At 71.3% G+C, this 21831-nt stretch carries 22 protein-coding genes and 1 pseudogene; 14 read left to right on the plus strand and 9 right to left on the minus strand.

Annotated features, from left to right (window positions below; translation table 11 throughout):
• Nucleotides 1-23: 23 nt before the first annotated feature.
• Both AC2D8W_RS10645 and AC2D8W_RS10650 read right to left on the minus strand, forming a co-directional pair.
• Nucleotides 24-473 carry a hypothetical protein gene (locus tag AC2D8W_RS10645; protein ID WP_484671523.1) on the minus strand — a complete coding sequence of 150 codons (450 nt, stop codon included), beginning with the start codon at nucleotides 471-473 and terminating at the stop codon, nucleotides 24-26.
• Nucleotides 473-1945: an amino acid permease gene (locus AC2D8W_RS10650; protein ID WP_484671524.1), complete on the minus strand. Its 1473-nt coding sequence runs from the start codon at nucleotides 1943-1945 to the stop codon at nucleotides 473-475. The genes AC2D8W_RS10645 and AC2D8W_RS10650 overlap by 1 nt, the downstream gene beginning before the upstream one ends.
• Here AC2D8W_RS10650 and AC2D8W_RS10655 point away from each other — a divergent pair.
• The 4 genes from AC2D8W_RS10655 to AC2D8W_RS10670 all read left to right on the plus strand — a co-directional run bounded on the left by AC2D8W_RS10655 (nucleotide 1944) and on the right by AC2D8W_RS10670 (nucleotide 7434).
• Nucleotides 1944-3692 (plus strand): DUF885 domain-containing protein, encoded by a 1749-nt coding sequence (locus AC2D8W_RS10655; RefSeq protein WP_484671525.1) that lies wholly within the window; start codon nucleotides 1944-1946, stop codon nucleotides 3690-3692. The genes AC2D8W_RS10650 and AC2D8W_RS10655 overlap by 2 nt on opposite strands.
• Nucleotides 3693-3762: 70 nt before the next feature.
• Nucleotides 3763-4173: a VOC family protein gene (locus AC2D8W_RS10660; protein ID WP_484671526.1), complete on the plus strand. Its 411-nt coding sequence runs from the start codon at nucleotides 3763-3765 to the stop codon at nucleotides 4171-4173.
• A gap of 111 nt (nucleotides 4174-4284) precedes the next feature.
• Nucleotides 4285-6396 (plus strand): redoxin domain-containing protein, encoded by a 2112-nt coding sequence (locus tag AC2D8W_RS10665; RefSeq protein ID WP_484671527.1) that lies wholly within the window; start codon nucleotides 4285-4287, stop codon nucleotides 6394-6396.
• 45 nt (nucleotides 6397-6441) lie between these two features.
• Nucleotides 6442-7434 (plus strand): D-2-hydroxyacid dehydrogenase, encoded by a 993-nt coding sequence (locus AC2D8W_RS10670; RefSeq protein WP_484671528.1) that lies wholly within the window; start codon nucleotides 6442-6444, stop codon nucleotides 7432-7434.
• Here the strand turns inward: AC2D8W_RS10670 and AC2D8W_RS10675 are convergent, their stop codons facing one another.
• Nucleotides 7435-8070, minus strand: a complete 636-nt coding sequence (locus AC2D8W_RS10675) for a TetR/AcrR family transcriptional regulator (protein ID WP_484671529.1) — start codon at nucleotides 8068-8070, stop codon at nucleotides 7435-7437.
• Nucleotides 8071-8249: 179 nt separating this feature from the next.
• Here AC2D8W_RS10675 and AC2D8W_RS10680 point away from each other — a divergent pair.
• The 4 genes and pseudogenes from AC2D8W_RS10680 to AC2D8W_RS10695 all read left to right on the plus strand — a co-directional run.
• Nucleotides 8250-8432 (plus strand): annotated as a pseudogene (locus AC2D8W_RS10680) (TetR/AcrR family transcriptional regulator); the annotation flags it as partial.
• Between the two features lie 129 nt (nucleotides 8433-8561).
• Nucleotides 8562-9659 carry a glycosyltransferase family 4 protein gene (locus AC2D8W_RS10685; RefSeq protein WP_293482134.1) on the plus strand — a complete coding sequence of 366 codons (1098 nt, stop codon included), beginning with the start codon at nucleotides 8562-8564 and terminating at the stop codon, nucleotides 9657-9659.
• A gap of 99 nt (nucleotides 9660-9758) precedes the next feature.
• Nucleotides 9759-10241 (plus strand): NUDIX hydrolase, encoded by a 483-nt coding sequence (locus AC2D8W_RS10690; RefSeq protein WP_484671530.1) that lies wholly within the window; start codon nucleotides 9759-9761, stop codon nucleotides 10239-10241.
• Between the two features lie 60 nt (nucleotides 10242-10301).
• Entirely contained in the window at nucleotides 10302-10514 is a 213-nt protein-coding gene (locus AC2D8W_RS10695) for a hypothetical protein (RefSeq protein WP_484671531.1), read from the plus strand.
• Nucleotides 10515-10741: 227 nt separating this feature from the next.
• On the opposite strand, the gene phnE is transcribed toward AC2D8W_RS10695, so the two are convergent.
• From phnE to phnC, 3 genes are read right to left on the minus strand one after another with little or no spacing between them, the layout of a single operon-like run.
• Entirely contained in the window at nucleotides 10742-11551 is an 810-nt protein-coding gene (gene phnE, locus AC2D8W_RS10700; RefSeq protein WP_293485885.1) for a phosphonate ABC transporter, permease protein PhnE, read from the minus strand.
• On the minus strand, nucleotides 11548-12561 hold the full coding sequence (gene phnD, locus AC2D8W_RS10705) for a phosphate/phosphite/phosphonate ABC transporter substrate-binding protein (protein ID WP_484671532.1): 1014 nt from the start codon (nucleotides 12559-12561) through the stop codon (nucleotides 11548-11550). Before phnD ends, phnE begins: the two co-directional genes overlap by 4 nt.
• The gene (gene phnC, locus AC2D8W_RS10710) at nucleotides 12558-13352 is read right to left on the minus strand and encodes a phosphonate ABC transporter ATP-binding protein (protein ID WP_293485881.1); all 795 of its coding nucleotides are present in this window, start codon (nucleotides 13350-13352) and stop codon (nucleotides 12558-12560) included. The genes phnD and phnC overlap by 4 nt, the downstream gene beginning before the upstream one ends.
• Before the next feature lie 326 nt (nucleotides 13353-13678).
• On the opposite strand from phnC, the gene AC2D8W_RS10715 reads away from it, so the two are divergent.
• Entirely contained in the window at nucleotides 13679-14950 is a 1272-nt protein-coding gene (locus tag AC2D8W_RS10715; protein ID WP_484671533.1) for a type III PLP-dependent enzyme, read from the plus strand.
• A gap of 97 nt (nucleotides 14951-15047) precedes the next feature.
• Entirely contained in the window at nucleotides 15048-16103 is a 1056-nt protein-coding gene (locus tag AC2D8W_RS10720; protein ID WP_484671534.1) for a 1,9-bis(guanidino)-5-aza-nonane synthase, read from the plus strand.
• A gap of 722 nt (nucleotides 16104-16825) precedes the next feature.
• Here AC2D8W_RS10720 and AC2D8W_RS10725 read toward each other — a convergent pair.
• Both AC2D8W_RS10725 and AC2D8W_RS10730 read right to left on the minus strand, forming a co-directional pair.
• On the minus strand, nucleotides 16826-17620 hold the full coding sequence (locus AC2D8W_RS10725) for a molybdopterin-binding protein (RefSeq protein WP_484671535.1): 795 nt from the start codon (nucleotides 17618-17620) through the stop codon (nucleotides 16826-16828).
• Nucleotides 17617-18441, minus strand: coding sequence for a cytochrome b/b6 domain-containing protein (locus AC2D8W_RS10730; RefSeq protein ID WP_484671536.1), 825 nt, complete (start codon nucleotides 18439-18441; stop codon nucleotides 17617-17619). The genes AC2D8W_RS10725 and AC2D8W_RS10730 overlap by 4 nt, the downstream gene beginning before the upstream one ends.
• A 126-nt stretch (nucleotides 18442-18567) precedes the next feature.
• Here AC2D8W_RS10730 and AC2D8W_RS10735 point away from each other — a divergent pair, with 126 nt between their 5' ends.
• Nucleotides 18568-18837, plus strand: coding sequence for a hypothetical protein (locus AC2D8W_RS10735; RefSeq protein WP_484671537.1), 270 nt, complete (start codon nucleotides 18568-18570; stop codon nucleotides 18835-18837).
• A 49-nt stretch (nucleotides 18838-18886) separates the two neighbouring features.
• Nucleotides 18887-19798: a thioesterase family protein gene (locus AC2D8W_RS10740; RefSeq protein WP_484671538.1), complete on the plus strand. Its 912-nt coding sequence runs from the start codon at nucleotides 18887-18889 to the stop codon at nucleotides 19796-19798.
• Here the strand turns inward: AC2D8W_RS10740 and AC2D8W_RS10745 are convergent.
• Nucleotides 19787-20659: an alpha/beta fold hydrolase gene (locus AC2D8W_RS10745; RefSeq protein WP_484671539.1), complete on the minus strand. Its 873-nt coding sequence runs from the start codon at nucleotides 20657-20659 to the stop codon at nucleotides 19787-19789. The two genes, AC2D8W_RS10740 and AC2D8W_RS10745, sit on opposite strands and share 12 nt — an antisense overlap.
• A 122-nt stretch (nucleotides 20660-20781) precedes the next feature.
• Here AC2D8W_RS10745 and AC2D8W_RS10750 point away from each other — a divergent pair, with 122 nt between their 5' ends.
• Complete coding sequence (locus tag AC2D8W_RS10750; protein WP_484671540.1) at nucleotides 20782-21366, plus strand: TetR/AcrR family transcriptional regulator; 585 nt, start codon at nucleotides 20782-20784, stop codon at nucleotides 21364-21366.
• Entirely contained in the window at nucleotides 21359-21814 is a 456-nt protein-coding gene (locus tag AC2D8W_RS10755) for a DUF488 domain-containing protein (RefSeq protein ID WP_367118778.1), read from the plus strand. Before AC2D8W_RS10750 ends, AC2D8W_RS10755 begins: the two co-directional genes overlap by 8 nt.
• Nucleotides 21815-21831 lie beyond the last annotated feature (17 nt).

Here is a 21831-nt window from a genome sequence, read left to right on the forward strand (position 1 = left end):
CAGGCGCCCGAAACGGGCAGGCGCTAGAACTCCAGCCCCAGGGCGTGGAGGCCGCGGTAGAGGCGGCGCAGGTTGGCGAGGTTGGCGGCCAGGAACTCGCGATGGAGGTCGGTGTCGAGGGCGCTCGCGGGGGTGATCACGCCGCCCTTGACGCGCACGCAGTGGCCGCCGCGGATGAGGATCTCCACGTGCCGGCGCGTGGTCTCGTAGGGCAGCCCCAGGGACGCCGCCAGCGAGAGGACGCTGACCGGCCGACGCTCGGCGTCCGGCGGGATGTCGTCGATCTCGGTGTAGCCCCCCTTCGTCATCAGGTGGGCGACGTTGGCCTGGGTGAGGGCCAGGGACACCAGGCCCGTCAGGAGGTGGCCGCCCGAGAGCTGCCCGAGCAGGTTCAGCGACCGCAGGACGTAGTCGGCGCTGTGGCGGGCCGCCGCCCGGGCGGCCACGGCCTTGGCTGGAGGTGCGGCGGACATCAGGCCAGGCGGCTCCGCAGCCGGCCGTAGGCGAGATAGGCGCCCACGCCCACGGCGTTCCAGATGAAGAAGAAGAGGATCGTCTTCGCCTGCAGGCTGCTGAAGAGCCAGAGGCAGCCCGCCACCGTCGCGGGGGCCACGATCCAGACCAGCGGCGTCACGAACGGGCGCTCCAGCGCCGGATCCCGCCGCCGCAGGACCATCACGGCGAACGCGGTGGCGATGAACGCGGCCAGGGTGCCGGCGTTGGCCAGGGACGCGATCTCGTCCAGCGGCATGATCCCGGCGATGACCGCGGCGATGACGCCGGTCAGGATCGTCACCGCCGCCGGGACGCCGCGGCGATCGACGGTGGCGAGCCGCGCCGGCAGCAGGCCGTCCCGCGCCATGGCGAAGAAGACCCGGCTCTGGCCGAACATGAACACCATGATGACCGTCGGCATCGCGACGACCGCCGCGCCCGCGATCAGCTCGGCGGCGGTGTTCTGCCCGAGGGCCTTCAGCGCATAGGCCAGCGGCTCGGAGCTGCGGGAGAAGGGCTCGTAGGGGACCACGCCCAGGGCGCAGGCGGCGATCACCATGTAGATCAGGGTGCAGACCGCCATCGAGCCGACGATGCCGATGGTGAGGTCGCGGCGCGGGTTCCGGGCCTCCTCGGCCGCGGTCGAGATGGCGTCGAACCCGTAGAAGGCGAAGAAGATGATCGCCGCGGCGCCCATGACCCCGTACTTCTTGCCGTCGATCTCGTGCGCGCCGTACCCGAAGGGGGCGAAGTCGCCGAAGTTCGCCGCGTCGAAGTGCGGCAGGGTGAAGGCCACGAACACCGCCAGGGCGACGAGCTTCACGCACACCAGGACGAAGTTGATCAGCGCGCTCTCGCGGGTGCCGATCAGGAGGACGCCGGTCACCACCAGGGCGATGAACACGGCGGGCAGGTCGATGACCCCCTTGTCGAGGAACATCTCCGGGACGCCCCAGCCGCGCAGCAGGCCCGAGGCGTAGCCCGACCAGCCCACGGACACGGCGCTGCAGACCAGCGTGTACTCGAGGATAAGGCTCCAGCCGACGATCCAGGCGAGGCCCTCGCCCAGGGTCACATAGGTGTAGGTGTAGGCGCTTCCGGCCTGGGGGGTCAGGCTGGCCATCTCGGAATAGCAGAGCGCGGCCAGCGCGCAGATGAGCCCGGCGGCGGCGAAGGACAGGATGACGGCGGGCCCGGCCAGGCCCGCGGCCACGCCCGTGAGCGTGTAGATGCCGGTCCCGATGATGGCGCCGATGCCCAGCGCCATGAGGTGCGGCCATCCCAGCGTCGCCTTCAGCCGGCGGCCGTCGTGCGCCGAGGCGTGCTCCAGCGGCTTGATCCGCGTCAGGAAGTTCATGGACGCCCCTGTTCGACCGGCCCATTTGGCCTGCGTCGCGACGCAGTGCCAAGCCTTGCCGCTGGCGGCGATGCGCGCGAGCCTGCCGGCCATGCGCCGTCTCCTGTTCGTGCTCGCCCTCGCGTTCGCCGTCCCCGCGTTCACGCCCGCCCTCGCCGAGGACCGGCCGCTCGACCGGCTGGTCGCCGACTACGAGGCCTACGCCCTCGGGCAGGATCCGGTGACCGCCGGCCGGGAGGGCGACCGGGGGGCGCTGGCGCGGCTGCCCGACGCCTCGCTCGCCGCGGACCTGCAGCGCCGCGCCGCCTACGAGGCGTTCCAGGCGCGGCTGTCGGCCATCGACCCGGCCGGCCTGTCGCCCGAGGCCCGGCTGAACCGCGAATTCCTGGCCTGGACCCTCGACCGCCGCCTGAAGAGCCTCGCCTTCGACGAGGCGCGGATGCCGTTCAACAGCGACAGCGGCTTCGACATCGAGATGAACTACTACGCCTCGACCACGCCGCTCGACAGCGAGGCCGACGCCGAGGCCTGGATCGCCCGCCTTCGCGCCCTGCCGGGCTACTACGCCCAGAACATCGAGAACGCCCGGCGCGGCGTGCGCACGGGCTTCACCCAGCCCGCGACCACCGGCGAGGCGGTGCTGAAGCGCGCCCGGGCCGCCGCGGGCGCGCCGGTGGGGACCGATCCGCTGCTGAAGCCCTTCGCCGCCGCGAAGCTGCCCCCCGAGCGGGCCGCCGAACTCCGGGCCGCCGCCGAGGCGGTGATCCGCGACCGGATCCGGCCCGCCCAGCGCCGGTTCGCCGAGTTCCTCGAGCGCGAATACCTCCCCGCGAGCCGCAAGGGGCTGGGGGCGCGGACGCTGGCGGGCGGCGAAGCCTACTACCGCTGGCTCGTGGCCGACCACACGACCACCGCGATGACGCCCGACCAGATCCATGAGCTGGGCCTCGCCGAGGTGGCGCGGATCCGCGCCCGGATGGAGGAGGTCAAGGCGGAGGCCGGTTTCCAGGGCGACCTGTCCGCCTTCATCCGCTTCCTGCGGACCGACCCACGGTTCTACGCCCGCACCCGCGAGGAGCTGCTCGAGAAGACCGCCTGGTTCGACAAGCGGGTGGACGACCAGATGCCGCGCTGGTTCGGCCGCCTGCCCCGGCTGCCCTTCGGGGTGCGGCCCGTGCCGGCCGAAATCGAGGAGGGCTACACCTCGGCCCGCTATTTCGAGGGCGCGCCGAAGCAGGGCGTCGCGGGCGGCCACATCGTCAACACCAGCCACCTCGACCAGCGCCCGCTGTTCGAGATGCCGGCGCTGGCGGCGCACGAGGCGCAGCCCGGCCACCACACCCAGATCGCCCTGGCGCAGGAGCTGGAGGGCGTGCCCGCGTTCCGCCGCAACGCCGGGGTCACCGCCTTCACCGAGGGCTGGGGGCTCTACGCCGAGCGCCTGGCGGGCGAGATGGGCCTCTACCGGAACCCCTACGAGACCTTCGGCATGCTCTCGATGGAGATGTGGCGCGCCTGCCGCCTGGTGGCGGACACCGGCATCCACTGGAAGGGCTGGACGGTGGCCCAGGCGAAGACGTGCTTCACCGACAACACGGCCCTCGCCCCGCTGAACATCGACGTGGAACTGGCCCGCTACGTGGGATGGCCGGGGCAGGCGCTGGCCTACAAGGTGGGGCAGATGAAGATCCTGGAGCTGCGCGAGCGGGCGCGCGGGCAGCTCGGGGACCGCTTCGACATCCGCCGGTTCCACGACGCGGTCCTGCTGGCCGGCCCCCTGCCCCTCGGCCTGCTGGAACAGCGCATCGAGGCCTGGACCGCTGCGGAGGCGGCGCGCTAGCCGCGGCGTCGGGTCCGGGTGGAACGCCCGCGCGCCCGGCTGCTAAGCTGGGGCCTTCTGGGGGGCGGACATGGGTGCGCTGACGTACTGCACGGTGGGCTCGAACCGCCTCGAGGAGGCGAAGGCGTTCTACGACGCCCTGCTGTCCCTGGCGGGACTGGAGCCGATCTTCGAGCATCCCACGGGCGGTCGCGTGTACGGGACCGCCGCCGGGCCCAACTTCGGCGTCCTGGGCCCGTTCGACGGCCGGCCGGCGACGGTGGGGAACGGCTCGATGTTCGCGTTCATCTTCGACACCCGCGAGGATGTCGAGCGCTTCCACGCCAAGGGTCTCGAACTGGGCGGCGCCTGCGAAGGTCTTCCCGGGGTCCGCGGGGGCGGACTGTACCTCGCGTACTTCCGCGACCTCGACGGCAACAAGCTGTGCGCCTACGCGATGCCGGGCGCCCCGATCCGGCGCCGTTCGCCATCTGAACATTGATTAGAAATAATGATGCAACGCGCATCTGCTCGACTATGATCTGACGTAGCAATCAAATTCGAACGGACCCGCCAGGACCCAACCCGGCGGGATCCCTGGGGAGGATACCGGATGACGAAGGCCCGCCTTTCGATGCTGGCGGCGACCGCCTCGGCCAGTGCGCTGCTTGTCGGCTGCACCACGGACGGCCAGGCGCCCAACGCGTTCGCGAACGCGGCTCCGGCCTCGGCCGTGGCGGGCGTCGCGACGCCGGTCTCGGTCGACAACTTCATGCTCGCCGACACCGACTACATGGGCCACGAGCTCTACCGCACCGACGCCAAGCTGGTGGTGCTGATCAGCCACGCGAACGGCTGCCCCATCGTGCGCAACCTCGCCCCGGCGATCCGGGAGCTGAAGGCGAAGTACGAGGGCCAGGGCGTCCAGTTCCTGATGGTCAACTCCGCCGTCCAGGACAGCATGGAGGCGATCGCCGCCGAGAAGGCCGAATACGGGTTCGACGTGCCGATCCTGAAGGACGCCCACCAGCTGGTGGGCGAGCAGCTGGGCGTGACGCGCACCGGCGAGTTCTTCGTGGTCGATCCCAAGACCTGGAAGATCCTGTACCGCGGCCCGCTGGACGACCGGCTCGACTACGGCGCCCAGAAGGCCAAGGCCGACCACACCTGGACGACCGACGCCATCGAGGCGGCGCTGGCCGGCCGGCCGGTCGTGCAGGCCACGCAGCAGTCCCGCGGCTGCCTGATCGACTTCCCCGAGCGCGGCAAGGTCGCCCAGATCTCGTACGTCAAGCAGGTCGCGCCGATCCTCGAGAAGAAGTGCGCCAGCTGCCACACCGAGGGCGGCATCGGCCCGTTCGCCATGTCCAGCTACGAGATGGTGAAGGGCTTCTCGCCGATGATCCGCGAGGTCATCCGCACCGACCGCATGCCGCCGTGGAACGTGGACGCCCACGTGGGCAAGTGGGACGACGACAAGAGCCTCACGCCCACCGAGATCAAGACGCTGGTGAAGTGGGTCGAGCAGGGCGCGCCGCGCGGCGACGGTCCCGACGTGCTGGCCTCCAACGCGAAGAAGCGCAAGGTGACCGAGTGGCCGCTGGGCAAGCCGGACCTGGTGCTCGAGATCCCGGCCTACACCATCCCCGCCTCGGGCGTGGTGGACTACCAGCGGCCGGTGGTCGCCAACCCGCTCACCGAGGGCAAGTGGGTCAAGGCGTCCAGCTATGTGGTCGGCTCGCGCCAGGGCGTGCACCACTTCCTGTCGGGCTACCTCACGGAAGTGCCGAAGGACGGCAAGGGCAACGAGAGCCGCTGGGGCGCGTCGATGGGCGGCTACGCGGTGGGCGCCGAGGCGACGCTGTGGCCCAAGAACGTCGGCACCTACCTGCCGCCGGGCGGCGCCGTGGGCTTCCAGGCGCACTACACGCCCTTCGGCAAGGAGGCGACCGACAAGTCCCTGCTGGGCCTCTACTTCTACAAGGACGGCGAGAAGCCCGAGCTGATGATGCGCAACTCGGTGATCGTGGACAATTCGATCCGCATCCCCGCCGGCGCGGCGCGTCACAAGGAGACGGCCTACCTCGAGATCCCGAAGGATATGCTGCTGTACTCGGCGTTCCCGCACGCCCACTACCGCGGCTACGCCTCGGACCTCTGGGTGCATCTGCCCGACGGCACGAAGAAGCGCCTGCTGGCGATGCCGCGCTACGACTTCAACTGGCAGCGCGAGTACACCTTCGCCGAGCCGGTGAAGATCCCCGCCGGCTCGCGGCTCGTCGCGAACTACTGGTACGACAACTCCAAGCAGAACCCGGCCAACCCGGACCCGACGAAGACGATCGTCTGGGGCGACCAGTCCTGGGAGGAGATGTTCTACACGGCCATCCGCTACCGGTGGACCGAGGAGACGGCGGCCAAGCAGGTGAACTACGACCAGCTCGTCGACCAGAGCCGCCTCATGGGCATGTTCGACGACAACCTGGACGGCAAGATCCAGGTCGCCGAGTTCCGCGGCGAGCTGGGCGACCGGCTGAAGCCGTTCTTCGCCCAGATGGACCAGGACAAGTCGGGCGGCGTCGAGAACGGCGAGCTGCAGGCGGCCCTGAAGATGATGGGCAACATGCGCCGTCGCCAGCAGCAGTCGGCCGAACAGCCGGCCGCTCCGGCGCCGGTGGCCAAGCCCGCGGCCGGCGGCGGCGGCGGCGGCGGCGGCGGGCGGTAGCGGAACGGCCTCTCCCCGGCTAGACCACCGGCCGGGGAGAAACCCATGCGCCTGCTGCTCCACGAGAAGTCCTACGCCCGCAACCGGGCCGCCCTCGACGCCTTTGGCGCGGCCCTCGAGCTGCTGCTGATCGACGACGATGGCCAGATCCGGCTCGCGGGCGCGCCCGTGAGCGTCGACGACGCGCACCCCGACGCGGCCTGGGCCAACCCCGACACGTTCTTCTCCGGCGCCGGCCGGCCGTTCATGGCCGCGGCCCTGAAGTCGCCGCGCCTGCGCTGGATGCAGAGCGGCGCGGCCGGGTTCGACAACCCGGTGTTCGGGCGGATCGTGGAGAAGGGCGCCAGCCTCACCACCAGCCACGGGCAGGCCGTGGGCATGGCCGACTATGTCATGTGGGGCGTGCTGGACGTGCTGCAGGACGGCGCCCGGCGCCGGGCCGCCCAGGCGGCGCACGAATGGACCCGCCGGCCCTTCCGCGAGGTCGCCGGCACGCGCTGGGTGATCTTCGGCTTCGGCGCCATCGGCCAGGGCGTGGCCCGGCGCGCCCAGGCGTTCGGCGCCCATGTCACCGGCGTGCGCCGCAATCCCGCGCCCGAGCCCTGCGCCGACGCCATCGCGCCGCCGTCGGCGCTGCCGGACCTGCTGCCGGACGCCGACGTCTGGGTGCTCGCCGCGCCCGCGACGGCCGAGACCCGGCATGTGGCCGGCGCGGCGGCGTTCGCCCGGATGAAGCCAGGCTCGATCCTGGTGAACGTGGGCCGCGGCGCGCTGGTGGACGAACCCGCGCTGCTGGCGGCGCTGGCGGCGGGGCGCCCGGCGCACGCGGTGCTGGACGTGTTCGAGACCGAGCCGCTCCCCGCCGACAGCCCGTTCTGGGACCACCCGCAGGTGACGCTGACGCCCCACGCGTCGGGCATGAGCGCCGGAAACCCCGTGCGCAACGACGCCACCTTCCTGGAGAACCTGCGCCGCTTCCTGGCCGGCGAACCGCTGCAGGGCGTGGCCGACCCGAAGGACGTCCTGGCCGGCGGCTGACTACTCGGGCCAGAGGTCGTGCAGGTCGCCCTTGCGGTTCAGCATGCGCACCGCCCGCTTCACCACCATCAGCAGGCGTTCGCGCCGCGCGGCCTCGTCGTAGGTGAGCGAGCCCTTGGCGAGGCCCTCCAGCAGGAAGCGGCCGAGGTCGCGGCTGGTCTGGAAGCGCGGGTCGTCGCCGGCCTGCACCATCGCCCCGAACCGGACGCCGCCCAGCTGGGCGTGGTCGAAGGCGCTGCGGGCCGCAGCCAGGCGCTCGCGGACCATCGGATCGGTGCGTGCGGCGGCCTCCAGCTCGGCGAAGGCGACGAACGCCGGCTGCTGCAGGAGCGCCCAGTAGACGTCGATGGCGTGCTCGGCGGCGTCCACCCCGGGGGCCGGCTGGGCGGCCGCCTCCTCGGACAGGCGCGCCCGGGTCGACTCGATATGCGCGATGGCCGCCTCGACCAGCTCCTCGCGGCCGGCGAAGTGGTAGAGCATGGCGCCGCGCGTGAGGCCCGCCGCGTCGGCGATCACCGCATTGCTCGCGGCGTGGTAGCCGATCTCCGCGAACAGGCGCATCGCCGCGTCCAGGATGCGCGTGCGCGTGCGCTGGGACTTGGGCGTCGCGCGGGCGGTGGTAGGGCTGGCGTCCATAGAATCCACGTCGGGAACCTGACGCTCCCTAGGCACGCGGCGGGCGCGCCTGCCAAGAGGCTAGGTGGTCTTTCGCCCCCCTCTCCCGCAAGGGCGGCGCAAATTCCGGGCGCCTGGGCCGCCCGGCGCCTGCCGAGCTGCATTGACTTGCCCGGAGAAGCGATGACAGTTCGACTGTCATGAAAACCCCCCTGCCGAACCTGCGCGACCGCCAGCGGGCGGAAACCCGCGACCAGATCCTGCGCGCCGTCGGCCGTCAGCTCGAGACCCGCAGCCTCGAGGACCTCAGCTTCGCCGAGATCGCCCGCGACGCGGGCGTGGGCGAGCGGACCGTCTACCGGCATTTCCCGACCAAGGAAGCCCTCCTGGGGGCGTTCTGGGCCTGGATGCAGTCCGAGGCCTTCGGCCAGCCCGAGCGGCCCAAGCCCGCCCCTCGCACCGACCGGCGCCTGCGCGAGGCGATCACCGCCCAGCGCGACCCGACCCGTCCGCTGCGGATCCTGATCGCCACCGACGCCTGGGAGCCGCAGGTGAACGGCGTGGTCCGCACCCTCACGCGGGTGGTGAGCGAGCTGCAGGCGATCGGCCACACGGTAGAGGTGATCCATCCGGGCCAGTTCAAGACCTTCCCGCTGCCCACCTACAACGAGATCAAGGTGGCGATCGGCGTCTACGAGCCGGTGCAGGAGCTGTTCAAGGCCTTCGAGCCCGAGGCCATCCACATCGCCACCGAGGGACCGATCGGCCTGGCCGCGCGGCGCATCTGCGTGGAATGGAAGCTGCCCTTCACGACCAGCTACCACACCCGCTTCCCGGAGTACGTCTCGGCCCGCCTGCCCCTGCCGCTGGCCGCCGGCTATGCGTACATGAAATGGTTCCACAAGCCGTCCGGCCGGCTGATGGTCGCCACGCCGACCATGCGAGAGGAGCTGTCGCGCCACGGCTTCCGCAACATCTCCAACTGGTCGCGCGGCGTGGACACCGAGGTCTTCCGGCCCCGGGCCGAGGGCGAGGCGGACATCTTCGCCCACCTGCCGAAGCCGGTGTTCCTCTACGTGGGCCGGGTGGCGGTGGAGAAGAACATCGAGGCCTTCCTGGCGCTGGACCTGCCGGGCTCGAAGGTCGTGGTGGGCCCCGGGCCGCAGCTGGAGGAGCTGAAGCCCAAGTATCCGGACGTGGTCTTCACCGGCTCGAAGCAGGGCGAGGAGCTCGCGCAGCACTACCGGTGCGCCGACGTCTTCGTCTTCCCCTCGCTCACCGACACCTTCGGGCTGGTGATCCTGGAGGCCATGGCGTCGGGGACGCCGGTGGCGGCCTACCCCGCGCCGGGCCCCATCGACCTGATCCCGGGATCGGGCGCGGGCGTCCTGGCCCTCACCGCCACCGAAGGCCTGCGCGAGGCCTGCCTGCAGTGCCTGGACCTCGACCGGCGGGCCGTGCGGGCGTTCGCCGAGACGTTCTCCTGGCGCGCCTGCGCCGAGGACTTCGTGAAGAACCTCGAGCCGTATCCCGAGCCGGAGAAGACCCGGTTCTGGCGCCGCCTGAGGCGCCTGGCCCGCGTGCGCCGCCGCAGGCCCGAGGCCGCCTGATCGCAGGGGTCCGGCGCCGGGCCGCGTGACACTTTTATGACAATGCGGTTGGCGCGCCCGGCAACCGCGCGTAAACCCGCCCGCTCGACGCTCGTTCTCATGATCGAATCACACGGGAGCCTCAGCGCGCCGTTGGGCAAGAAGCAGGACAGAGTTCGTCCCGAACCCGACCGGGAGCCGCGGACCCAGTACGCCGCGCTGCCGTGGCGCCGGCGCGAGGACGGCGAGGTCGAGGTCCTGCTCATCACCTCGCGGGAGACCCGCCGCTGGGTGATCCCCAAGGGCTGGCCCATGAAGGACAAGGAGCCCGGGCCCTGCGCCGCCCAGGAGGCGTTCGAGGAGGCGGGCGTCGTGGGCGAGCCGCGCCGCCGCAGCCTGGGCGTCTACCACTACGACAAGCGCCTGCGGTCGGGCCGCACCCAGCACGTGCGCGTGCAGGTCTTCCCCATGGAGGTGGCCGAGGAGCGGGACATCTGGCCCGAGATGGCCGAGCGCGACCGCAACTGGACCACTCCGGCCGAAGCCGCGCGGCTGGTGGACGAGCCCGAGCTCAAGGCGCTGCTGGCCAAATTCCGCGGCTGACGCGGCCGGGTTTGACGCAGTTCAAGGTGGGGCCGGGCCCCGGCGTCTAGTCGGCCAGCCATGACCGCCGGAGCCCATCGCACCCACCTGCCGGACGCCGGCGCCATCCGCCGCTTCATCGAGGCCGTCGACCGGCGGCTGCTGACCCTGTTCGACGGGGGCGACGAGCCGGACGACGCGACGATCCGGACCATCGCCGCCCTGGAGATCGCGCGCGCCGCCGGCCTGCGCGTGCTGGCGGACGCCGAGGGCCAGGAACGCGCTCTGGATTGAGAACTCCGTCAACAACGTCCGACCATCGGCTGTCATCCCGGTTTCGCCGCAGGCGAAGACCGGGACCCATAGATTCCGTGGTTCCGGAGGGGGCGCGGCGGTGGCGCCGGCGGGCCGCCACGACCATCGGGCGCGTATGGGTCCCGGCTTTCGGCTTTGCCGAAGCCGGGATGACAGCTGGGAGGGTGGGCGTGCTGATAGGGGTCCCGGCTCGTGCGGGAAGGACCCTAGAGCAGCCGGCTGCGGATGGCCTGGCTCAGCATGTCGATGCCGATCACGGCGACGATGATCACCGCCACGATGGCCGCGGTGGCCGAGTAGTTGAAGGCGTTCAGGCTGTCGAAGAGGACCTGGCCGATGCCGCCGGCGCCGATCAGGCCCAGCACCGTCGCACTGCGGCTGTTGGACTCGAACCGGTAGAGCGCATAGCTGGTCCACAGCGGGGCCACCTGTGGGATCACGCCCCAGATCACCTCGTGCAGCTTGGCCGCCCCGGTGGCGCGGACGCCCTCGACGGGCCCGCGGTCGATCGACTCGACGGCCTCGGAGAACAGCTTGGCCAGCACGCCCGAGGTGCCGATGGCCAGCGCCATCACGCCCGCGAGCGGACCGGGCCCCACGGCCACCAGGAAGATCATCCCGATCACCAGGTCCGGGATGGAGCGCACGATGTCGAGCGCCCGGCGGATCGGCCACTGGATCCAGGCGGGCGTGATGTTGCGCGAGGCCAGCAGGCCCAGCGGCGTGGCGGTGATGATGGCCAGGAACGTGCCCCAGATCGCCATCTGGATCGTCTGCCACATCTTGGAGACGTAGAGCTGCCACTGAGTGAAGTCGGGCGACGTGAAGCCGCGGCCCAGCTCCACCATGTTCGACGACTGGGTGAACAGGAGCGGCAGCTTGTAGAGCTCGGCCGGGCCGAAGGCGATGATCAGCAGGACCGCCAGCGTGCCCCAGATCACGATGTCGGGCACGCGCTGGCGCAGCGTGCGCCGGGGCGGCGGCGGGATGGCGGCGGGCGACGTCGTCTCGCTCATGGGGCGGTCGCGGGCTCGATGGCCTGGGCCTGGGCGGTCTCGGCGCGGACCTTGTCGAACTCGGCCTGCGCCTTGGCGATCCGTCCGGCGTCGCCCGAGCGCCGGGCGGCGGCCAGCGCCTCGCCCGCCTCCATCTCGCGCACCGGGTTCAGGTAGCTGTTGTCGGCCGGCCGGAAGCCGCCGTAGGCGAGCCCCTTCAGCACCTCGCGCTGCTTCTCGGCCTTGGCGTCGGTCCCCGTGCCGTAGGTCAGGAAGAACTGGCGGATCTTCTCCTTCAGCGCCGGATCCATGTCCTTGCGGACCACGATCGAGCTCTCGGGCAGCGGCGGGCTCTCCCAGATCACCTGGACCCTGTCGGCCAGGGCCGGGTTCTGCCGGGCGAAGAAGAGCATGCCGACCGAGTTGTTGGTCGCGGCCTGCAGGACGCCGTTGGCCACCGAGAACGCATTGGCCTGGTGGCTCGCCGAACGCACCGACTTGAAGCACTTGGCCGGCTCGATGTTGCGCGGCGTGAAGAGGTAGGTCAGCGGCGCCAGCGTGCCCGACGTGGACTGGGTGTCGCCGATGCCGAAGTTGATGGTCTTGTCGCAGGCGAGCAGCTTCTCGAGCGTGATGCCGCTGTCCTTGCGGACGATGATCACCGACTTGTAGGTGGCGTCGCCGCCGGCGTCGACGACGCGGCCCAGGACCTCGCCGTTGGCGCGGCGCACCGCCGACAGCGCGGGCGAGGCCGAGAACCAGCCCATCTGCACCTGGTTGAAGCGCATGGCCTCCACCAGGCTGGTGTAGTTGGTGGCGAAATAGGGCTTCACCTTCACGCCCGTGGCCGCCGCCAGGTCGTTCAGGAGCGGCGTCCAGAGCGGCTCCATCGAGGCCTGGTTCTCGGCCGAGAGGATGGAGAAGGTGAGCTCGCCGGGGGCGCTGCCGCCGCCGGCGTTCTCGGCGGGCTTGCCGCAGCCCGCCAGGGCGAGCGCGGCGGCCGCGCAGAGCATGAGGGTGCGGCGGATCATGTCGGCGCTCCTTCCCAGAAGACGTCCTCGAATTCCGGGCCGTAGATGTCGATGAGGCGGGACTTGTCGAGCCCGGCGGGCGCGCCGTCGTAGACGACCTTGCCGGCCTTCAGCGCGACCACCCGGCGGCAGTAGCGCAGGGCGTAGTCCACCTGGTGCAGGGTGACGATGACGGTGAGGCCGTCGTTGTCGTTCAGCTCGCGCAGGATCTCCATCACGCGCCGCGCCGAGACCGGGTCCAGCGAGGCGACGGGCTCGTCGGCCAGGATGATCTTGGCCTTCTGGACCAGCGCGCGGCCGATGGCGGCGCGCTGCTGCTGGCCGCCGGACAGCGTGTTGGCCCGCTGGGCGGCGTACTCGGCCAGCCCGAAACGATGCAGCGCCGCCATGGCCGCCTGCTTGGTCTCGGCAGGCCAGAGGCCGAAGGCGGCGCGCAGGAACCCGATCCGCCCCAGCGAGCCCAGGGCGACGTTGGTGAACAGCGACAGCCGGCCCACAAGGTTGAACTGCTGGAAGATCATGCCGATCCGCGTGCGGGTCCTGCGCACGTCGCCGGCGATCCGGCCGTCCTTCTGGACGGGGCTGTCAAAGGCCACGATCTCGCCCGGCCCGGCGTCGATCGTCTGCAAAGCGCTGATCGAGCGCAGCAGGGTGGACTTCCCGGAGCCCGAGGGACCGATCAGGGCGATCATCTCGCCCTTGTGGACGTCGAGCGACACGCCATCGAGGGCGCGGCGCTGGCCGAAGGTCTTGGAGGCGTTCCGTATCGACAGAACCGCGGCGTCGGTCATGGAGGCGGTCGGAGCTTTCCCGTCAGGCAAACGGGGCTTCATGGCACGCCTCCCGGGCTGCGGTCCAGCGCGCCCCGCGCAAGCGGCGGCCGTGCGGCGCAAAGGCCGCAGGAATGGCCGCCGGATGACCGCAAAGCCCGCGCCGCGCGGCGCCCGGGCGGCGCGTCGGGGCGGCGATCGCGCGGACCCCCTCAGGCCCGCGGCGACACGAAGGCTTTACATCCCGGTCCGTTGCCCCTATTTGCGCGGCTTCCGGCGGACCCGATGTCCTCAAAAGCGCTGCTAACGCCGGTCTGGGTTCAACAATCCGTTGGGGGTTGCGTGAGGTGCACACGTACCATACGCCCCTGGACCTGGTCCGCGAGCGGTCCCCGGAGCGTCCTGTCGCCTTTGCGCGGCCGGGCGTGGTGGCCGTAGCGGCGCGCTGGTTCCAGGACAATTTTCAAGGCGACGTATTCTACGCCGTGAAGGCGAACCCTTCGCCGTGGGTCATCGAGACCCTGGCGGCGAACGGGGTGAATTCGTTCGACGTGGCCTCGATCCGCGAGATCGAGCTGGTGGCGCAGTTCGCCGCCGGCGCGCGCATGGCGTTCATGCATCCGGTGAAGAGCCGCAAGGCGATCTCCGAGGCGTACCACCGCTTCGGCGTGAAGACCTTCGCGCTCGACACGCATGAGGAGCTGGCGAAGATCCTCGAGGCCACCGACGGCGCGCCGGACCTGACGCTGGTCGTCCGGCTGGCGGTCAGCGCCGAGGGCGCCACGTACTCGCTCGCCGGCAAGTTCGGCGTCGAGGGCCACGAGGCGCCGGCCCTGCTGCTGGCCGCGCGGCGCGCCACCAGCGGCAAGCTGGGCGTGAGCTTCCACGTGGGCAGCCAGTGCATGCGGCCGACCGCCTACCAGGCGGCGATGGCCCAGGCCCAGCGCGCCATCGTGCGCGCCGGCGTCATGGTCGACATCGTCGACGTGGGCGGCGGCTTCCCGTCCGTCTACCCGGGGATGATTCCGCCGGACATGGCCGACTACGTCGACTCGATCCAGCGCGGCTTCGCCGAGATGAGCGTGCACGAGGAGACCGAGCTGTGGTGCGAGCCCGGCCGGGCGCTGGTGGCCGAAGCCTCGTCCATCCTCACCAAGGTCGAGCTGAAGAAGGGCGACGCGGTGTACCTCAACGACGGCAGCTACGGCTCGCTGTTCGATGCGGCGCACATGAAGTGGCCCTTTCCGGTGAAGCTCTACCGCGGCGAGGGCGCGCAGGCGCATGAGGTCGAAGGACCGCTCCGGCCCTTTCGTTTCTACGGGCCGACCTGCGACTCCATCGACCACATGCCGGGCCCGTTCTGGCTGCCCGAGGACATCCGCGAAGGCGACTACGTGGAGATCGGCATGCTGGGCGCCTATGGCGTGGCGATGAAGACGAACTTCAACGGTTTCGGCGACGCCGAGATCGTGGAGGTGTCCGACGCCCCCATGGCCTCGATGTTCGGCCTCGCCGGCCGCGTGATCCGCCGCCCCCGCGAGGAACAGGCGGAGGAGCGCAAGGTTGTGCGTCTGAGCCGCCCGAAGGGCGCGGCCGGCAAGAAGCGCCGCCGCCGGTAGGACTGCCACCGAAGGACTACAGGCGCGGCCGGTCGCTCCGTCCCGGCCGCGCCTTTTCATTTTGGACGGGCGTCACCTTCGAGAGGGAAACCTAGCGATGAACGCTCCCCAGACCACGAACCGCAAGGCCGAGCTGCTGGCCAACACCGTCGAGCACGTGGCGATCGACCAGTACGACGCCCGCCCGGTGATCGACGCCATGCGCCAGATGAGCTTCACCAGCCGCGACACTGCGCGCGCCGCCGACATCTGGTCGATGAGCCTGGAAGACAAGGACTGCTCGACCTGGCTCACGCTCGCCGGCTCCACCTCGGCGGGCGGCTGCATGCACATCTATCGGGACATGGTGAAGCACGGGATGATCGACGTGGTGGTCGCCACGGGCGCCTCGATCGTCGACATGGATTTCTTCGAGGCCCTCGGCTTCAAGCACTACCAGGCCCAGTCGAACGTGGACGATCGCGACCTGCGCGAGCTCTACATCGACCGCATCTACGACACCTACATCGACGAGGAAGAGCTGCAGGCGTGCGACGCCACGATCTACCAGCTCTGCGAGATGCTGGAGCCGCGCCCGTACTCCAGCCGCGAGTTCATCCACGAGATGGGCAAGTGGCTGGCGGACGGCAACGCCAAGAAGAAGGACAGCCTGGTCGAGACCGCCTACCGCGAAGGCGTGCCGATCTTCTGCCCGGCGTTCGTGGACTCCTCGGCGGGCTTCGGGCTGGTGAAGCACCAGGTCGAGCGGATGCAGGCGGGCAAGCCCTACCTGACCATCGACGCCGTGGCCGATTTCCGCGAGCTGACCCAGATCAAGCTGAAGGCCGGCGCGACGGGCCTCTTCATGGTGGGCGGCGGCGTGCCGAAGAACTTCGCCCAGGACACTGTCGTCTGCGCCGAGATCCTCGGCCACGAGGTGGACATGCACAAGTACGCCGTCCAGATCACGGTGGCCGACGTGCGTGACGGCGCCTGCTCGTCCTCGACACTCAAGGAGGCCTGCTCCTGGGGCAAGGTGGACGTGACCTGGGAGCAGATGGTGTTCGCCGAGGCCACCACGGTGGTCCCGCTGATCGCCTCGGACGCCTTCCACCGCGGCGCCCACAAGGCCCGGAAGAAGCCGCGCTGGGCGGATCTCTTCGCGAAGTCGTAGACACCTCGCGGAACCGCCCTCTCAGCTGTCATCCCGGTTTCCGCGAAGCGGAACACCGGGACCCATACGCGCCCGATGGCGGAGGCGGCCCGCCACCGCCACCGCCGCGCCTTTTCCGGAACCACGGAGTCTATGGGTCCCGGTCTTCGCCTCCGGCGAAACCGGGATGACAGTGTTTGGGGTAGCGCCCCCACCCTCCCAGCTGTCATCCCGGTTTCCGCGAAAGCTGAACACCGGGACCCATACGCGCCCGATGGCGGAGGCGGCCCGCCACCGCCACCGCCGCGCCCCCTTCGGCACCCACGGAGTGTATGGGTCCCGGTCTTCGCCTGCGGCGAAACCGGGATGACAGGGTTTGAGGTAGCGCCCCACCCTCCCAGCTGTCATCCCGGTTTCCGCGAAGCGGAACACCGGGACCCATACGCGCCCGATGGCGGAGGCGGCCCGCCACCGCCACCGCCGCGCCTTTTCCGGAACCACGGAGTCTATGGGTCCCGGTCTTCGCCTCCGGCGAAACCGGGATGACAGTGTTTGGGGTAGCGCCCCACCCTCCCAGCTGTCATCCCGGTTTCCGCGAAGCGGAACACCGGGACCCATACGCGCCCGATGGCGGAGGCGGCCCGCCACCGCCGCCGCCGCGCCCCTTCCGGACCCACGGAGTCTATGGGTCCCGGTCTTCGCCTGCGGCGAAACCGGGATGACAGGGTTTGAGGCCGCGCGCCCTAGATGCCCGCGTACCACTCGTAGCCGCGGTCGGGCCAGTAGCCGCCCTTGCCGCGGCCGAGGACCGTCTGGCCGTTGGCGTCCACCGCGTCGAGCCGCTCCACCGCCTCGACGCGCATCACGTACTTGGCGTGCTTGTACCCGAGCTGGCGCTCGACGCGCAGGCGGATGGGCGCGCCGTGCCTGACCGGCAGCGTGGCGTCGTTCATCTCGTAGGCCAGGATGGTCTGCGGGTGGTAGGCGTCGATCAGGTCGATGCTCTCGTAGTACTGGCCCGTCCCGTCCAGCGTCAGCTCCAGGCTGTCGGCGCAGTGGAAGACGATGTAGCGCGCGTTCGGCTTCAGCCCCGCGCGGTCCAGGAGCGGTCCCAGGCGGGCGCCCTTCCACTTGCCGATCGAGGACCACCCCTCGACGCAGTCGTGGCGCGTGATCTGCGTGCGCGACGGCAGCGCCCGCAGCTCGGCCATGCTGAGCTCCAGCGGCCGCTCGACCAGGCCGCCGATCGCGAGGCGGTAGTCGGCGAAGTTGCCCGCCAGCAGCGTCTCGTACTCGTAGCTGTCGGGGCGCGTCGTGCCGTTGGCGCGGAAGTCGGGCGAGATGTCGGCGGGCGAGAACTCGCGCGCCAGGGCCTTGCGGTCGGTGAGCGCCCGCTGGGCCCGCATCGTCCAGCCCTCGGCCTTCTGCAGGACGCCGTTCACCTTCGGGTCGTTCGCGAGCTTGTCGCAGGCGGTGAGCCAGAGGCCCGCCAGCGAGGCGCCGGCGGCGCCCAGCCATCCGCGGCGGTTGGTGGTCATGCCTTGCCTCCCTCGACCTCGATGGCGTAGCGGCCGGTGATCATCGAGCGCATGTTGTTCCAGAAGCCGGAGAGCACCACGAGCGCCACGTGCACCAGCACGAAGGCGACGATCAGCCCGGCCGAGATGAAGTGGACCGACCGCGCCCCCTGCCGGCCTCCGAAGAGGTCGATCAGCCCCGGGACGGTGGCGTTGAAGCCCGGCGACATCGAGAGCCCGCTCAGCACCATGACCGGCAGCACGACCACGATCATCGCCAGGTAGGTCGCCTTCTGGATCACGTTGTACGATCGCGCCGCCTCGCCCTTCGGGAACTTCAGCCGCGCGTGCGCGCCGATCTCGTGCAGGATGTGGCGCGGCGAGAGCTCGGCGCGCGTGGGCAGGACGTCCCGGCGGATGTGGCCGCCCAGCAGCCCCCAGAGCCAGTAGACCAGGCCGTTGATCACGAAGAGCCAGGCGAAGAAGAAGTGCCAGCGCCGGCCGCTCGCCAGGTCGCGCCAGCTGGGCACGGTGGCCCAGGCCGGGAAGCCCCGCGCCTCGCGCGCGCCGGGCTTGCCGGACCAGCCCAGGACCCCGGTCGTGTCGAACGTCGCGTCGCCGATGCGGGTGATCCCGCGCGCCTCGCCGCCGATCTCCTGCTTGCTCATGGACAGCCAGGGATCGGCGAAGGTGGAGGCGTGTCCCCAGTAGAGCGCCGGGTGCGCGTTGAAGATCTGCAGCCCGGTCATCAGGAGCAGGCTGACCGCCAGCACGTTCAGCCAGTGGGTGATCCGCGTCACCAGGGTGTGCCGCCGGATCATCACCTTGGTCTTGTCCGCCATGCGTCCCTCCCGCCCAGGCGCAACTTGCCTCGCACCGGCGCCCGCCGCGAGCCGAAAAAGCGCATCGGAACGATACCCTGCCGGATCGCGCTTTGGATGACACCGCCATCTGAAAGGGAGCGCGCCATGGGCGACGAACGGCCGGCCGACGAGGACCACATCCAGACGCAGGGCCGCAAGGACAACGCGGCCCAGCCCCTGAACGCCGCCCCCGGCAACGCGGGCGCCGAGCGGTATCCCTCGGTGAAGAAGGACGACTCGGTGGAGCCGCGGAGCTTCGAGGGCGGCGGCGACAACCCCGAACCCCGCCAGGGCGCGGGCGACGGCGGGCCCGGGACCTCGGCGGACGAGAGCCGGCTCGGCCGGGGCGGCGACCCCGTCGAAGGCAAACGCTAGCGGCGCAATCCGCACGCCCGTAAGCTCCCCGCCACACGGGAGCGCGGGCGTGGCGGAGATCGAGGTCTGGCGGGGCAGCGTCGCGGCGTGGGAATGCGATGCGATGGGCCACCTAAACGTCGGCTTCTACGTGGCGAAGTCGATGGAGGCCCTGGCTGTCATGGCGGCCGAACTGGGCCTGCCGCAGGCCTTCAGCCCGGCCGCCGAGGCCACGCTGATCGTCCGCGAGCAGTACGTGCGCTTCCTGCGCGAGGCGCACATGAACACGCCCCTGACCATGAGCGGCGGCGTGCTCGAGATGACGGACGACGAGGCGCGGCTCCTGTTCGTCCTGCGGCATCCGACCGGCGACATGGCGGCCACCTTCCAGACGGTCGTGGCGCATGCGACCGCGCGGGAAGGCCGCCCTTTTCCGTGGCCCGAGCGGACGCGCCGGCGCGCCGAGGCGCTGGCCGCCGTCGTCCCCGAGGGCGGCGGACCCCGGTCCATCGCACTGGATCGGTTGGCGGCGCCCCAGGCGTCGCTGGCGCGCGCCGAGGCGCTGGGGCTTCCGCGCACCGGCCTGGGCGCCGTGCTGGCCCAGGATTGCGACCCCTTCGGGCGGCTGCGGACCGAGGGCGTCATGCAGCGCCTGTCGCTGGCCATGCCGCACCTGTTCTTCGGCCAGCGGCCGGGCCCGCGCGAGAGCGGCCGCGGCGGCGCGGCGCTGGAGTACCGGCTGATCCACCACGCCTGGCCGCGGGCCGGCGACCGGGTGGCGCTGCACTCCGGCTTCCAGGGCGGCGACGCGCGCATCCAGCGCATCTTCCACTGGGTGCTGGACCCCGGGAGCGGCCGGCCGTGGGCCACCGCCGAGGCGATCTCGGTGGCCTTCGACCTCAACACCCGCAAGATGATCGCGATGAGCGACGAGGAACTGGCGGCGGCGAAGAGCCGGTGGACGCCGGAGCTATCCCACTAGCTCGCGCAGGACCTGCCGCACCAGATCCGGGCGCTCCATGGGCAGGAAATGGGTCGTGCCGGGGACGACCTCGACCTTGGCCCCGATCGCCGCGAGATCGGCCAGGTTGTCGTCGATGCGCGCGGTGGAGCCGTGCTCGGCCCGCAGGATCCGCACGGGACAGCGCACCGCGCGGAAGGCGGCCCAGGCGTCGTAGTTGTGGATCCGGAAGTTGGACGCCTCCCACGCCGGGGCGCAGGTGAGCGTCACCTGGCCGTCGGCCGTCGGCGCGAAGCCGGCCTCGACGTAGTCCGCCAGCTGTTCGGGCCGCCACGTGCGGAAGCCGCCCTTGTTGGTGTAGGCGGCGATGGCGGCGGCCTTGTCGGGGAACACGGCGCGGCGGCGGTCGGCGCCGCTGGCCAGGGGGTTGTCGCCGACCATGTCCTGGGCGGCGCGCGCCTGGTCGAAGATGACCGGATCGAACAGCGCCAGCGCCCGGACGCGCTCCGGCTCGGCCGCGGCGGCCAGCAGGCTGGTCGTGCCGCCCATCGAGTGCCCGGCCAGGACCACGGGCCCGTCCGCCTCCGCGGCCAGCAGTGCCAGCAGGTCGTCGCGGAACTCGTGCCATCCCTGGCGGCCCTCGGTCACCGCCGGCAGGGTCGAGGCGCCGTGCCCGCGCAGGTCCAGCGCCAGCATCCGGACGTCCCCGGCGAGCGGGGCGAGGATGGTCCGGTAGGTGCGCCCGTTGAAGCCGTTGGCGTGGGAGAAGACCACGTCCACGGGACGGCCGCGGGGCCCGAAGTCCAGCACCGCCATCTCGCCGCCCCGCCCGGGGAGCGCGATGCGGCGCGGCGTCGGCTGGTAGTCGACGATCGCGTTCATGGGGGCGGTCTTAGCTTGCTTCCCCGAGGGCAGAAAAGCGGCGGCCGCCCGAACGGCCTTGGCAAGCGGCGCGCCGTCTGGCGACATCGCGCGATCCACCCGCCCCGCCCCCGAGGCCGCCCATGCCCGACCTGCCCGCGCCGAAGGCCTCGGACCGCATCCTCGCCGTGGCGGGCGAGCTCTTCTACCGGCAGGGCACGCGCGCGGTCGGCGTGGACGAGATCGCGGCCCGCGCGGGCGCGACGAAGCCGACGCTGTACCGGGCCTTCGCCTCCAAGGACCAGCTGATCGCCGCGTTCCTGGAGGGGCAGGCCCAGGCGCTGTGGGCGCGGTTCGAGGCCGCCGCGGCCCGGTTTCCCGACGATCCGCGGGCGCAGCTCGCCGCGGTGTTCTCGGCGCTGGCCGGGCAGGTCGAGGCGCCGGACTTCCGCGGGTGCGCGCTCAGCAACGCGGCGGTGGAGCATCCGGACGCCGCGCACCCCGGCCGCCAGGTGACGGTGGCGCAGAAGGCCGCGCTGCGCGATCGGCTGCGCGCCATGACCAAGGCCATGGGCGCGCGGCGGCCGAAGAAGCTGGCCGACGGCCTGCTGCTGCTGCTCGAAGGCGCCTGGGTGTCGCACCAGATCTTCGGACCGGAGGGTCCGGCTGCGGCCGCCGGCCACGCTGCGGATACGCTGATCGAGGCCCATATGAAGGGCCATGACTAGGATCCCGCTGGCCACGATCGGCTACGAGAGCGCTCCGCAGGCGAAGGTGATCGAGACGTTGAAGTCCGCCGGGGTGGAGGTGCTCATCGACGTGCGCGCCGTGGCCGCCTCCCGGCGCGCCGGCTTCTCCAAGGGGCTCCTCTCGGCCAGCCTGCAGGACGCCGGGATCGCCTATGTGCACCTGCGCGAGCTGGGGACGCCGAAGGAGGGCCGCATGGCCGCCCGCCGCGGGCGGACCGCCGAGATGCGCGAGATCTACGAGGCGCACATGGCCGAGCCCGCCGCCCGGCTGCAGCTGGCCCAGGCGATCGAGATCGCCCGGGACCGCAAGGCGGCGCTGCTCTGCTACGAGGCGGACCACCGGGGCTGCCACCGCTCGATCCTGGTTGAGCACATGCTCGAGGCGGCCGACTTCGCGGTGGAGAACCTGCAGCCCTCGACGCTTTAGGGGCCGGCCGCGTGGCG

It is taken from the genome of Phenylobacterium sp. T106 (assembly GCF_057219735.1).

Bases quoted from the DNA above. Each gene is read 5' to 3' on its own strand.
- AC2D8W_RS10650 (WP_484671524.1), bottom strand. From the start codon at position 1,945: ATGGCCGGCAGGCTCGCGCGCATCGCCGCCAGCGGCAAGGCTTGGCAC.
- AC2D8W_RS10750 (WP_484671540.1), top strand. From the start codon at position 20,782: ATGCCCGACCTGCCCGCGCCGAAGGCCTCGGACCGCATCCTCGCCGTG.
- AC2D8W_RS10725 (WP_484671535.1), bottom strand. From the start codon at position 17,620: ATGACCACCAACCGCCGCGGATGGCTGGGCGCCGCCGGCGCCTCGCTG.
- AC2D8W_RS10730 (WP_484671536.1), bottom strand. From the start codon at position 18,441: ATGGCGGACAAGACCAAGGTGATGATCCGGCGGCACACCCTGGTGACG.
- phnD (WP_484671532.1), bottom strand. From the start codon at position 12,561: ATGATCCGCCGCACCCTCATGCTCTGCGCGGCCGCCGCGCTCGCCCTG.
- AC2D8W_RS10645 (WP_484671523.1), bottom strand. From the start codon at position 473: ATGTCCGCCGCACCTCCAGCCAAGGCCGTGGCCGCCCGGGCGGCGGCC.
- AC2D8W_RS10735 (WP_484671537.1), top strand. From the start codon at position 18,568: ATGGGCGACGAACGGCCGGCCGACGAGGACCACATCCAGACGCAGGGC.
- AC2D8W_RS10755 (WP_367118778.1), top strand. From the start codon at position 21,359: ATGACTAGGATCCCGCTGGCCACGATCGGCTACGAGAGCGCTCCGCAG.
- AC2D8W_RS10670 (WP_484671528.1), top strand. From the start codon at position 6,442: ATGCGCCTGCTGCTCCACGAGAAGTCCTACGCCCGCAACCGGGCCGCC.
- AC2D8W_RS10660 (WP_484671526.1), top strand. From the start codon at position 3,763: ATGGGTGCGCTGACGTACTGCACGGTGGGCTCGAACCGCCTCGAGGAG.
- AC2D8W_RS10745 (WP_484671539.1), bottom strand. From the start codon at position 20,659: ATGAACGCGATCGTCGACTACCAGCCGACGCCGCGCCGCATCGCGCTC.
- AC2D8W_RS10665 (WP_484671527.1), top strand. From the start codon at position 4,285: ATGACGAAGGCCCGCCTTTCGATGCTGGCGGCGACCGCCTCGGCCAGT.
- AC2D8W_RS10695 (WP_484671531.1), top strand. From the start codon at position 10,302: ATGACCGCCGGAGCCCATCGCACCCACCTGCCGGACGCCGGCGCCATC.
- AC2D8W_RS10655 (WP_484671525.1), top strand. From the start codon at position 1,944: ATGCGCCGTCTCCTGTTCGTGCTCGCCCTCGCGTTCGCCGTCCCCGCG.
- phnE (WP_293485885.1), bottom strand. From the start codon at position 11,551: ATGAGCGAGACGACGTCGCCCGCCGCCATCCCGCCGCCGCCCCGGCGC.
- AC2D8W_RS10690 (WP_484671530.1), top strand. From the start codon at position 9,759: ATGATCGAATCACACGGGAGCCTCAGCGCGCCGTTGGGCAAGAAGCAG.
- phnC (WP_293485881.1), bottom strand. From the start codon at position 13,352: ATGACCGACGCCGCGGTTCTGTCGATACGGAACGCCTCCAAGACCTTC.
- AC2D8W_RS10675 (WP_484671529.1), bottom strand. From the start codon at position 8,070: ATGGACGCCAGCCCTACCACCGCCCGCGCGACGCCCAAGTCCCAGCGC.
- AC2D8W_RS10720 (WP_484671534.1), top strand. From the start codon at position 15,048: ATGAACGCTCCCCAGACCACGAACCGCAAGGCCGAGCTGCTGGCCAAC.